The 11,816-nt window shown below is 54.2% G+C and carries 9 protein-coding genes; 3 read left to right on the top strand and 6 right to left on the bottom strand.

Annotated features, from left to right (window positions below):
• Positions 1 to 3: 3 nt before the first annotated feature.
• From AC3G2T_RS22535 to AC3G2T_RS22555, 5 genes are all read right to left on the bottom strand, one after another.
• Positions 4 to 2,370 (bottom strand): DUF5682 family protein, encoded by a 2,367-nt coding sequence (locus tag AC3G2T_RS22535; protein WP_488436991.1) that lies wholly within the window; start codon positions 2,368 to 2,370, stop codon positions 4 to 6.
• Positions 2,328 to 3,419, bottom strand: a complete 1,092-nt coding sequence (locus tag AC3G2T_RS22540; protein WP_474685727.1) for an ATP-binding protein — start codon at positions 3,417 to 3,419, stop codon at positions 2,328 to 2,330. The genes AC3G2T_RS22535 and AC3G2T_RS22540 overlap by 43 nt, the downstream gene beginning before the upstream one ends.
• Positions 3,395 to 5,224, bottom strand: coding sequence for a HEAT repeat domain-containing protein (locus tag AC3G2T_RS22545; RefSeq protein WP_488436992.1), 1,830 nt, complete (start codon positions 5,222 to 5,224; stop codon positions 3,395 to 3,397). Before AC3G2T_RS22545 ends, AC3G2T_RS22540 begins: the two co-directional genes overlap by 25 nt.
• A 30-nt stretch (positions 5,225 to 5,254) precedes the next feature.
• Entirely contained in the window at positions 5,255 to 6,706 is a 1,452-nt protein-coding gene (locus AC3G2T_RS22550) for an SWIM zinc finger family protein (protein ID WP_488436993.1), read from the bottom strand.
• A gap of 106 nt (positions 6,707 to 6,812) precedes the next feature.
• Entirely contained in the window at positions 6,813 to 8,663 is a 1,851-nt protein-coding gene (locus AC3G2T_RS22555) for a WG repeat-containing protein (protein WP_488436994.1), read from the bottom strand.
• Between the two features lie 423 nt (positions 8,664 to 9,086).
• Between AC3G2T_RS22555 and AC3G2T_RS22560 the strand changes: the two genes are divergently transcribed.
• From AC3G2T_RS22560 to AC3G2T_RS22570, 3 genes are all read left to right on the top strand, one after another.
• Positions 9,087 to 9,539, top strand: a complete 453-nt coding sequence (locus AC3G2T_RS22560) for a GNAT family N-acetyltransferase (protein ID WP_474685735.1) — start codon at positions 9,087 to 9,089, stop codon at positions 9,537 to 9,539.
• Between the two features lie 25 nt (positions 9,540 to 9,564).
• Positions 9,565 to 10,278 (top strand): MOSC domain-containing protein, encoded by a 714-nt coding sequence (locus AC3G2T_RS22565; RefSeq protein WP_488436995.1) that lies wholly within the window; start codon positions 9,565 to 9,567, stop codon positions 10,276 to 10,278.
• 73 nt (positions 10,279 to 10,351) lie between these two features.
• Positions 10,352 to 11,116 (top strand): hypothetical protein, encoded by a 765-nt coding sequence (locus AC3G2T_RS22570; RefSeq protein WP_488436996.1) that lies wholly within the window; start codon positions 10,352 to 10,354, stop codon positions 11,114 to 11,116.
• A gap of 34 nt (positions 11,117 to 11,150) precedes the next feature.
• Here the strand turns inward: AC3G2T_RS22570 and AC3G2T_RS22575 are convergent, their stop codons facing one another.
• Positions 11,151 to 11,813, bottom strand: a complete 663-nt coding sequence (locus tag AC3G2T_RS22575; RefSeq protein ID WP_488436997.1) for a CPBP family intramembrane glutamic endopeptidase — start codon at positions 11,811 to 11,813, stop codon at positions 11,151 to 11,153.
• Positions 11,814 to 11,816: the final 3 nt, after the last annotated feature.

Here is an 11,816-nt window from a genome sequence, read left to right on the forward strand (position 1 = left end):
AGGCTACAAGTCTCCAAAATCGAAATCGTTGAGCTCATCCAGCGTCTCCTTTTCTTCCTCGCTCAGCGGACGCTGCAGCACGGCGCCCGTCTCGTCCGGGCTGACGCCCCAAATGTCGCCCATCATTTCGGCGACGGCCGCTTTCTCCCTCGGCTCAAACGCGCCGAAAGCCCGGCGGAGAAACACGAGGGAACGCTGGAAAGGCTCCTTCTCCAGCGATGCGATGTAGGTGTCGAGCTGCTGCCACAGCGAGACCCGGGACAACAGCGCATACCGGTTGCGCATCGACAGCCCCTCGAACCAACCCGCTCCCAGATCGACCGGGATGCCGGGCGACAGCCTGCGCGAAACTTCCTGCGCGCACTTTTCATCGGAAATCACGTTCCGCTCCAGCAGGATGGCAAAAGCGAACCCCGACAGCTTCGCATTGCGGTCGTCCCGTGAGGAAAGCTCCAGCAGCTTTTTCAGCCAAAGCTCATCGTCGACCGCTTCATAATGGTCTTGGGAAATGCCGTGCAGCGCCTGAATCGCTTTGACCATGCCATGGGCCGCGTCATCGTTGCATGCCGCAGCATCGACCAACAGCAGCGTTCCCCGCAAAAACAACTGCTGAAGCAGCGGAACCAGCGTCTCCGTCTCAATGCGCCGCACCGATCCGTAGCGGATCAATACGGACAGCTCGTAGGCCGCGGAAGCGATCTGCTCGAAGCTTCCGGCATCCACGGCGAGCCGCTGCAGCGCGGCTTTGGCCTGCTCCATCAGCTCCGTCAAACCGCAATCGCAGGCCAGACGGATCATGCGGGAAGCCTCCGCGATATCGCTGCAGCCTTCGAGCCGCTCCTTCAGCACGAACGCGGCCGCAAGCTCGATCGTTTCGCCTTTCAACGTGGATTCCACCGCTTGAATTTCCGCTTCCGGCGTCCAATACAGTACCCAGTGCTCGGCCCAGGACGCCGAGTCCTGGTTGACCTTCTGCTTCCGGGCAAAGCTGATGCCCAGCAGCTCCAGGCGGTGCAGCAGAACCGAGCGGTGCAAATCGAGATACGCCGCCTCCCCGGACTGCACTCTGCGATTTTCGCGCAAATCCAGCTCCAGCGCCGCTGCTACCGCCGATTTGTACTTCTCCAGCTTGAGCCGCTTCAGTTCCCGGTTCAAATCATCCTGAACCGGCGTTTGGCTGACTCCTTCCGGCAAGCTTCCGATTGCCGTGCCGACGTCCGTCCTGGCCAGAGCCTCCGCGATGGCGGAGAACTCTCCGTAGCCAAGCGTGACGGTCGCCGCATCGCGCAAGTCTTTCCAGGTCGGCAAACTGCCGTCATGCAGAGCGGCAAGCGCCTCGGCCAGCCGCACGCCTTCGATCAGCGAAGCCGTCGACCGGAAAGTTCCGTGCTCCCGAAGGTGCGCCGCTACCTGGGAAAAGTACAAAGAGGGCAGCCTGTTCAAATCCCCCTGCCGCAAGCACTGCCAAAACAGCTCAAAATAAGCGGGGGCCTGATTCCCGGCTCCATAACCGGAGTGTGTGGACAACTTATAGTACGAGTAAGGCATCAAGGTCAGCTTGGTTGAAGCTTTGGGCAGGCTTGCCATCTCTTCATCGCTCATGCACGGGAGCCGGAAATCCATCGCCGAAGCGTGATGAGCGCCCGTAATGACAACAATGTTCTCGGGCTTGTGCCCGGACTCGATGACATCCTTTATTTTGCGCCTCATATAAGCTTCGCGAATCTCGTTGTAGGCGGCATCGGCCGGTACGGACCGCCATTCCTCCCGTTCGGTCAAGCCGCGCATCTGCGCCGAAAATTGGTACACCGCTTTGCGGTACGCATCCTTGTTCGCGTTATGTTCAAAATGCCGCTCCCAGAACGATTCGTAATCCGGTTCATCCTCCAGTTCGGCAAGCTGCCGGTAGAGCCCGTTCTGGTACCGGGCAAAGCTGAAATCACCGCCGCTCTCGTCCGCCGCTGCATCGTCCCCTGCCGAACGCCTTTTTCTTTGCTCATAAAGCGCCAGTGAAGTCTCCGACGGCAGATCGATGAAAGCCGCGTGCGCCTTGTTTCGCGCCGCCCACTGAAAAGCCTGATATTCCGGCGAATAATCGGCAAAAGGATACAGAAGCGTCCGTACCGGCAGTTGGTCCGTATAAGCCAAAATGGCCACCGGCGGCACGACGCCCCGCGCTGTCAGTTGACCGATGTACCCGCTCGCATCGGCGGGCCCTTCAACGAGGACGGCCGTCGGCTTCACTTCGTCCAGAAAGGCGAGCAAATGATAAGCGCCCGCAGGAGATAAATGCCGTATCCCGAATACGTGGAACCCCTGCCCGCGGCTTAATTGTTCATCTCCGAGCACGCGTAGTACAGATTTCTCCATGTCGATCCCCGCTTTTTCATTACATTTTCCAAATATTCCTTCCAGACGAGGCGGTCCTTCTCTTCATCCTTCACAATAGCCCCTTGCAGCCCGGCGGCGATATCCTCCTCGCTGATCTGCCCGCTGCCGAAGCTGCCCGCAAGCGCCATGCTGCCGGTTAACAGCGAAATGGCTTCCGCCGTCGAAATAACCCCGCTCGGCCCTTTCACCTTCTCCTTGCCGTCCAAAGTCATCCCGCTCCGCAGCTCGCGGAAAACCGTAACCACCTTGCGCACGGCTTCCTCGTCCGGCAGTGCGGCCCGGAGCTCGTAGCTCGCGGAGATTTCACCGACGCGCTTGCGGACGATCTCCACCTCCGTATCGATATCCGAAGGCGACGGCAGAACGATAATGTTGAAGCGCCGTTTGAGCGCCGCCGACATCTCGTTCACGCCGCGGTCGCGCGTATTAGCCGTAGCAATAACGGAAAAGCCGCGTGCTGCCGACACTTCCCTGCCCAGCTCGGGAATCGAGATCGTCTTCTCCGACAAGATCGAGATTAACGCATCCTGCACCTCCGAGGCGCAGCGCGAAATTTCTTCGAACCGGGCAATGCCGCCCGTTTCCATAGCGCGGAAAATCGGGCTCTTGATCAGCGCCTGATCCGACGGTCCTTGAGCGAGCAGCATCGCGTAGTTCCAGGAGTAGCGGATTTGCTCCTCGCTCGTCCCCGCCGTGCCCTGAATGACCTTGGAAGATTCCCCGTGGATCGCTGCCGTGAGATTTTCGGAAAGCCACGATTTCGCCGTTCCGGGCTCCCCGATGAGCAGCAGCGCCCGGTCGGTCAGCAAAGTGGCGATCGCCATCTCCACCAGCCGCCTGTTGCCGATATATTTCGGCGTAATAGCCACGCCTTTGACATTTCCGCCGGTCAAAAAAGTAAGCACCGCTTTCGGAGAAAGCTGCCAGCCGGCGGGCTTGGCATCCTGATCGAATTTTTTCAACGCTTCAAGCTCCTCCGCGTACAGCTTTTCGGAAGGCAATCTTACGACATTTTGTTTTTGATCCATCCCCATATTCCCAATCCTTTCTCCTCTTGTTCCGATGGCCCCGCTTGTTCCGATTCCTCCGGCTTGGCGGCTGCCGCTTCCGCGATGTCCAGCAGCTGCTGTTTCATTCCTTCATAGGAAAGGCTTTCCGCGAATGCCCGCAATCTCTCCGCGTAGTTTCGGGGCAGCGAGGCAAGCAGCGCGAGCTGCGTGCGGTCCAAATAATAGAACTGCTTGGCGCCTCCGCCTTCGAGAACGCTCATCAACATTTCCGCAGCGTCCCGGTATCCGATTCGGAAAAGCGCCAGCAGCATATTCACTGTTCGCGACCGGTTGAAGTTCGGGGTCTGTTGGCATTTTTTGATCAAATAATCCGCGACTTTGTCATCCGCATCCGTGGCAAGCCTGCAAACCAGCTCTTCCTCATCCAGCTTCACGAACAACCGCACCCATCTCGGATCCCATCCCTGCATCTGACTGCCGACGGCTCCGCGTGCGGGATTGCCCCGCAATTGCTGCTCCAAGGTTGGCGTGATTTCGTGAAAAGAACGAATCAGCTCCTTGGCCGCAGGCTGCCGCTTATCCTTGAGATCATGGCAAAAGCGTTCATAGACGTCCTCTGCGGGCAGGATCTTCACCGCCGCTTTGAAGCTGTAGGCGATGAACTTGCGGTTATGCGCTTCATGCAGCGTAACCGCAAAGCGGTCGGCTTCCGGCAAATCCAGCCGCAGCAGCAGCTCCGCTGCGGCCTCCTGGGCGGCTTCCGTCTCCGGTACGATAAACGCCGGGGCTGCCAGCAGCTTTTTCAATAATTCAACAACTTCCGGCACTCTCTTTCCGCGCAAGCTGTGAATAGCCGCGAGCAGTTCGTCCGCTGCGCTTTGCACGTCCGTTTTCCGGACTATTCGTTCCAATGCGCTCTCCGCGCTGCCAATGACCGAAAGCGTCAGATCGTTGGCTTTGCACAGCTGCACCGGTTCGATCGCGATGTCCCTGTCCCTGGAATGGAGCGCCCGGTACAGGCGGGCGATCGCTTGCTCTGTCCCAAGCCGGGACAACGCGAACAAGGCCGCTCTGCGGATTTCCTTTTTCCTGTCATCCGCTTGCTCCAATATAAACTCTTCCTGCTCGGGATACTCGCCGAGAAGCTCGATGGCGGCGGAGCGCACTTCCGCCGAGCCTTCCTTGGCTGCCTGCAGGAGAAGCTCCAGGCTCGCTTGTTGAAGCAGTTCGTGGATCAGCTCAAGCCTGCGGGCGTCGCCCTTGCCTCCATCGATCCTGAACTGCCGCTGCAGCGCCGGAAGAGCTTCCTTCCCATAGGCCGGCAGCACATTGCGCTGCAGATACTCAGGAATCTCGGCGTAACTGTCGTCCAGAGCGCTTACCGCAGCGGATACGAGGCGAAAATCTTCGAACAGCCCTTCCTCGTAAGCCTGGCGGATCTGTTCCCATCTGCCTTGCCCCTTCGTCGTCAGCGCTTCGATGACAGGCTGCAGCTTCCTGTACGGAACGCGGGTGGAAAGCCTGGCATCCGTGCCTTCGACCGGGACAAGCTCGCCCTCCGTATCCGTCTTGCCTTGCGTGTACAGGACGGAGTTCAGCAGCGTTCCCAGCTCAAGCAGTCTGGCCGCCGAACTGCCCGTCTCCGCTTCAAGCACCCCGCCGACGGCTTGCGCCAGCCTGTTGAATACGGGTGCGGATTCGCCGAGCTTCTGCAAGGAGGGAAGCATTTTTTGCAGGCGCAAATCCCCCGCCGCCATCCCGCTTCCCGCTATAAACAAGCGCCGCACCTCATGCTGCAGCTCGAATAAAATGTCTATACTCATGGATTCGTCTCCCAGCTTCAGTTCTTGTCGTCAGTACAGCAATCGAATGACCTCGTTCGGAGTGATAATGCTAAGAGGTTGCGCCTCCAACCGGTTGTTCCGCATGTTATGCTCGAACATAACCAGAACCGCCTGCCGCTTGGTCCATTCCCTATTCAGCATAGGCAGCAGCGATACGGCCGGCTGGTCCAAATAGGCGATATCCGCAAGAGGGAGCCGCTTGCCCTGTTCATCTATGAGGACATACGTATCTGCGGTCCGCTGGATTTGGTCCGCATACAGCAGCATGACCGGATGCTTATCGGAAAGCGGATTTTTGATCTGGTTTTTCACCTGCTTGATCGTTTCCGGCCATGCCTTCCGGGCATGGGCGCGAATCGCCGCATAATCCGCCGCTCCGGCTTCGCGAATCGTCGCTTCCTCCCAGCGCACTCTGGCATTCAGCTCCCCGGGGTATTGAAACAACTCCTGGGCGCACGCCACCTGAAAAAAGGAATCGTCCTCGCGTATGTACTTCGCTGCGCGAAAAGGCCGGTACGTCCGCGTGGTATGAATTTGGCCGGTCTCCAGATCGCACCAGAACCCCTCATCGACGTACTCGCCCCGCGCCTGATCGGTATAAGAGCGAAAAGCCAGCTGGACCAGCTCGGCGTCCTTGCGGACACGCCCATGTTCCCGAAGTTCGGCAAGCTGCCAGGCATGGCCGATTCCTTCCTCCAACGTCGTCTCCGTATCCATGGGCGCATCCGGGTTCTCCAGCCTGTTCTGCAGATGCTCTCTGCCCTTCCTGATCAGCGTCTGCAAAACCGTCAGGCGCTCCATCGCATTCGAGTACACGGATTCCCTGTCATCCTCGGACCGGAACTGAAACGCCAGGCCGCGAAGCTCCGACTGGATGCCCGGGATGTAGTAATTGCCGAGCTGCTTCGCCTGATCCTCGACAGTTTGCAGCGCCTTCCGGTCCACGCTGCCCAGTCCCGACTGCACCAACTGCAGCACCAGCTTCTCCGCGATGGCGATGCCTTCCAGTTGGGCAGCTATTTTTTTCGCCAGCGCCGACTTATTTGTCTTGCGCTTGGGAGCCGGGCTATCCGGACTGTCCGGGCTATCCGGGCTTGCAGCCGCGCTCTTCTTTTCCTCCCGCTTCTCGGCCTTCTCCCGTTTTTCCAATATATCCGCAGGAATGGGAGCCGTTTCGAATGGTTTCCCAGCCGCGTAAGCGTACATCAAACCCAAATTATGCTTGCAAGGAAACTGCCGGCTCGGACAAGTGCAGCGAAACACCGGGCTTCCTTCTTTGATCCAATCGACCGAGCAGCGATACGGCTCTTTCCCGCTGCCCTTGCACTCTCCAAAAATGAGCGTCCCGTCCTCCGACCGGCCAAGCAGCGGAAAACTGTTTTTCTTGACCAAATCTTTGCCGTTCTTAATCGCGCTGCTGTTCAGCGCCAGACTGTCCACATACGCTTCCGTTACATTCATGATCGCATACCTCTCATAACTTGGTTATACAAACAGTTTCCACACAGTTCCTGGATTTCCTTTATGAAGAATATGAATTTCACGTGACCGCTAGAATGCAGGAAGCCTACTCGTGAAAAGACTTCCAGAACGCTCCCTGCTTATCGATGTACGCATCCAGGTCCGCCAGCGGAATGCGGAAGGTGATAAAGCCCGCCGAATAAGGACCCATATCGTAAGGGTAGAAATAAATGTTCAGCAATTCATTGTCGATATAAAACTTTTGATCCTCCGCGATGCCCTTGAAATCCCGCACAGCTTCCGGGAACATGCCCATCTCGTCCGCATCGCGCTCCATCTGGACCCGCATCAGGCTGCTGATTTGGCCAAGGTAATCTTTGCCCGGCTGGAACAAATCCGGAAGCCGGTAGACGTCGCCTGTGCGAATATTGACGTGGGTATATTCCTGATAAGGCATACCGTGCGCAGCGCCGTAGTTGTAAGAATCACCGCTAGAATCTACAACAAGCAGATCCTTCTTGAACATTTGGACCGAGAAATCGCCTTCCGTATTGGTCCATATCTCGTCGACGATGGTCGCATCCGCCGAAGATTTTGGTTTAAACTCATCATTGATCCGCTTTTGCACGGCGGCATCCTGCAGCCCCTCGATAACCGGATAGTAAAACAGGTCATTGCGGTGCGGTCTTACTTTGGCTTCCTTCAAAACGGCGCCGCCGCCCAGCTCTTTACGGTACCCGGCCTTCCAGACGACTTGGCCGTCCTTGGTTACGTATTGCAGTCGGTTGTCCACATCGGCATAAATCAGACTTTGATTCAGCTTGATTGACCCTATTCCGCGGATGACCGGCAGCGTCTGCACCTTTTGCCCCTTTTCGTCGATGAAATAGGAATCCAGCCCATCGCTTACGCCGCTGTAACCGTCCTGAAATTCGGACACCTCGTCGAACTTGTATTCCGTCACCTGCTTGCCGTCTTGGTCGAACAAGGCGAATTTGTATAATGCCTTATCTTCGATTTCAGGATGGAGGTAGTCCTGCCGGGCGACCTTCCACAGCGATTTGCCGATGTATTCGATGGCGCCGTATTGGGGCGGCAGCACGTATTTGCCCTTCGCATCGATAAGCCCGGTTTCCGCACCATAGTTCACTTTGACGACGGCCCGATTTTCATGGAAAGCATCCGCATCCCCGAATGTATCGGCAATAGCCAGACTGCCGCTCTCATCGAAATAACCCCATTTGGAATGATCCGTCATTCTGACCGGGGCCATCCCGTTGGAAAACGAGAGCAAGCTTTTGGCCTGATACGCACCCAACTGCTCTCCTTTTTCGCTGATTAACAAATATTTACCGTCCAGTGTTTGCACAAGCGCCTTGCCCTCTTGAAAAGCGTTCGCATACTTGTACTGCGGCTGTATCAGGAATGCCCCGGTTTTGTCGATATATCCGAACTTCCCGTCTACCTTGACGGCCGCTTTGCCCTCGGCTATGGAGTACAGGTCGCCCTCCAATACCTTGACCTTTTGACCGCGTTCATCGAGAAGTACGATTTGTTTCGACTCGGTCTCGGCCGCAAAGCCGCCTTCAAACTCCTTGATACTTGTGTAAACCGGATTCAGCAAACAATTGCCGGACCGGTCGATCATCCCGTACCTATAGTCGTACTCTTTCCCAAGGATTCCTACCACTGCAACGCCTTGCTTCGAAAAAAATTCCGCGGTATCGAAAGCCGGCTCTATAACCGGTTTCCCCTCCTGATTCATATACCCCCATCTTCTTTTATCGTCCAAAACATAATAAGGATAAAGCTCCTCTGCCGCTTTTGGCGTCGCTATCGCCGGCACGGGCGCGGGCGTTTCGCCGGATACCGCTTTTTCCGATGACAAGCATCCGGATAACAAAATCAAACTTGCCATTGCAAAACATACGGACCACTGCTGCACGAATGTTTTCAAACAAATCCTCCTGACATTGGCTATGTTGCGGGAATCGGCGGAATCGGCGGGAGCGCCGGAACCGGGCCGCCTTGTCTGTTTTATCGGACAAGGACCCAGCAAAATACCGCCATACTCTCTGCCATTGTACCATAACATGGAACGATGGCAGAAAGTAACCAGAAAGTAACCAGCATCATTGCTCATTGCGGCATTTGATTTTATATTCAGCGTCCTCTCTTCCAAGGCATTTTTTTCGTACTTTGCAATGGCTTGTTCCATATCCCCACCTCAGCTTGTAAAGATAACATCACCAATTATAGTACCAGCTTCGATTTTATTATGTGTACGCCAATACGTATAGGCATGAAATACCTGTTATAATAAGTTGATGAGCCATTTAGTTGTCACGGGTATACAATATCAATTCAAGGAGAAACCGAGATGGAAATTTTAAAATTACATCCCAATGAACAGCCTCCAATGGAGCTGCTTTTATTAGCCGATCCTTCCCAAAAACTAGTTGGCGAATATATACAACGCGGCGAATGTTTCGTGGCCAAAATGGACGGCGGCATCGTAGGCGTATATGTCCTGCTGCCAACAAGGCCTGAGACAGTGGAAATCGTCAATATTGCGGTTGATGAGAACCATCAAGGCAAGGGCATTGGGAAACAGCTGGTGAACCATGCCATTCAACGTGCAAAGTCGCTCGGTTATAAAACGATTGAGATCGGCACCGGCAATTCGGGCGTGGGACAGCTGGCTCTTTATCAAAAATGCGGCTTTCGAATAACCGGAGTCGACAGAGATTTTTTTATCAGACATTACAATGAACAAATATTTGAAAACGGGATCCAAGTTGTAGATATGGTACGCCTGTCGCAAGATATATAAATTTCGATAATGGAGGGTCACAGGGTTGACTTTAGAGATTGGGAAGATTCAGGAAATATACCGGTACCCAGTAAAATCATTTGCAGGAGAGCGTTTGGAAGCTTGCAACATCGATTCGTACGGATTATACGGCGACCGTTTTTGCGCTTTTTACGATGAGACGCGGAAGGGATGGGAGAGCTTTATTACCGCCAGAAAAATCCCCAAAATGCTCGCCTACAAGGCAAAGCTCGTCGATGAGGAAATACGTGTTACATCTCCTGACGGGCAGTCCTTCGGCTGGAATGAAGAGCTGCTGAACGAAATACAGACCTATTCCAGAACAAAAATGTCCATGACGGCCTACAGGGCCCAGAACCCGGAGAACCCCGAGCTTATGTCGGTCGATTCGGCCAGTGTCCTGATCATTACGGACTCCACATTGCGCAAGCTGGAAACGATTTGGGGAAAGAGCCTCGATCATCGCCGGTTTAGAGCAAACTTGGTCATCTCCGCCCGCGACAATACATTGTCCGAAAGCGACTGGATCGGCAGGAGATTGTCGGTGGGCGGTGCGGAATTGCAGGTCGATCAGTTTTGCGAACGTTGTTCCATGATTACCATTGACCCGGACACGCTGGAACGCGACCCTTCTCTGCTCAAAAAAGTAAACGAAGAGATGAATTTGACGTTCGGCGTATACGCTTCGGTAACCAGGACAGGCCAAATTCGAGTCGGTGATAAGGTATTTTTAAGTTAACAGGACAGGATTGTAAAACATATTTCAATTATGTAGAATTATTGTAACAAATAAAAGAATGGAATTTCTCCCCATGTATAAAGTCATTTTGGATAATAAAATACTGATTATATATCTCGTCTGCTACTTTTTGTTTGAATTGATCAGGACGATACACGCGCTGAACTCCTTGAACGCTCCTCCGTTGAAAGCGCACCTGCGCAAGCTGAGGACGAAGCAGAGTTTCTTTTCGTATTTCGCTTTTCCTAACTCCAGACAAAATGTGATCAGACGCTACCACGCTTACACATATTTGACTACCGACCAGTTGAAAGTGATTCAAATTTACCTGAAAGGGAAAGATTCGGATAAAGGCGTCATTTATCCATTTATCGATATTTTGATCAAATCCGTCTTTCCTCTGCTCGTTTTCTTTATCGGTCTTGTCCTGACTGCAACACTTAACGGCATTAATTTGCTCACCAATAATAATCCCGCTCCCGCGAACTCCACCGTATTGATGGGCATCATTTTGGCAATCGCCGCTTTTATTAATCTGATTTGGTACCAGCTCCGCAAAAAGAGCATCAAAAACAATATCCATATCATCGAGCAGGTGCTGAAAGACAGGGAAAAAGGCGGCAGCAGCCCTCTGTTTGCAAAAGGGCAAATCCTCCGCTCCTCCGCCGATTTTGAAAATGCGATGTTTTTCGCCGTCCCCGTCTCCGTCTGGCAAAACAACGAAATGACCGGTTACGGCGGCACCATCGACAGGCACATGAGCGATGCCGTGTTCATCAACGGCGAGTACTTCGCAAAAAGCGGATTCGAGTTCCGCATCAGGGGTTATAAGCGCTAAGTTGCAGGCGGACTGCCCGCCCCTCCTATGCGAATTACTGCAAAAACAAAACATACACAGCCATAATTCCCGAATCGGCGAGCACATGACACACGATCGAGCCGAGCAGCGATTTATTGGACAAACGCAGTAAGCCCCAGAAAACACCCGCGGCAAAAACCGGAATAACCGTCAACACGTTGTACGGCCAGTTAAACAAAGGAATGACAGAAAGCAAATGATACGCGCTATACCACAGCGAAGTTGCTAAAAGGCTCTTCGCTCTGCCATATTTCCCCTCCAACTTGTGAAGCAAATAACCGCGCCAGTACAGCTCCTCCAGAATCGGATTCAAAATGATGAGCACCAGGATCAACCATACCGTCTGGCTGCCCGTAAAGTTCCATTTCAGAAGCAAATCCTGCAGCCTTGCGGCATCGAACAGACGATCATGAAAGAAATATCCTCCGGTTACAATCGCCAAAAAACAAGCGGCCCCGGAACCGGCACCCAGAAGCAAATTGGTGCGGTGAAAACAAATCCCCCACTGTCGAAGCCTCACTGTTAGCGCTTGTTTTCTGCTCAATAAGATCTCTATGAATGGGACGCCGAAAAGCCAGCCATAGAAAAGAGCAAATGTCACAGGCACGCTGCTCATGGCCTGCAAGCCGATTGCGATCATAAAAGTCGGGCCTAGCAACAGGATGATTACATTCATCGT

This window comes from Paenibacillus sp. sgz302191, from assembly GCF_057749925.1.

What these genes read in the sequence shown, in the direction of transcription:
- AC3G2T_RS22535 (WP_488436991.1), bottom strand. Translation starts at nt 2,370, where the DNA reads ATGGAGAAATCTGTACTACGCGTGCTCGGAGATGAACAATTAAGCCGC.
- AC3G2T_RS22540 (WP_474685727.1), bottom strand. Translation starts at nt 3,419, where the DNA reads ATGGATCAAAAACAAAATGTCGTAAGATTGCCTTCCGAAAAGCTGTAC.
- AC3G2T_RS22545 (WP_488436992.1), bottom strand. Translation starts at nt 5,224, where the DNA reads ATGAGTATAGACATTTTATTCGAGCTGCAGCATGAGGTGCGGCGCTTG.
- AC3G2T_RS22550 (WP_488436993.1), bottom strand. Translation starts at nt 6,706, where the DNA reads ATGAATGTAACGGAAGCGTATGTGGACAGTCTGGCGCTGAACAGCAGC.
- AC3G2T_RS22560 (WP_474685735.1), top strand. Translation starts at nt 9,087, where the DNA reads ATGGAAATTTTAAAATTACATCCCAATGAACAGCCTCCAATGGAGCTG.
- AC3G2T_RS22570 (WP_488436996.1), top strand. Translation starts at nt 10,352, where the DNA reads ATGTATAAAGTCATTTTGGATAATAAAATACTGATTATATATCTCGTC.
- AC3G2T_RS22575 (WP_488436997.1), bottom strand. Translation starts at nt 11,813, where the DNA reads ATGAATGTAATCATCCTGTTGCTAGGCCCGACTTTTATGATCGCAATC.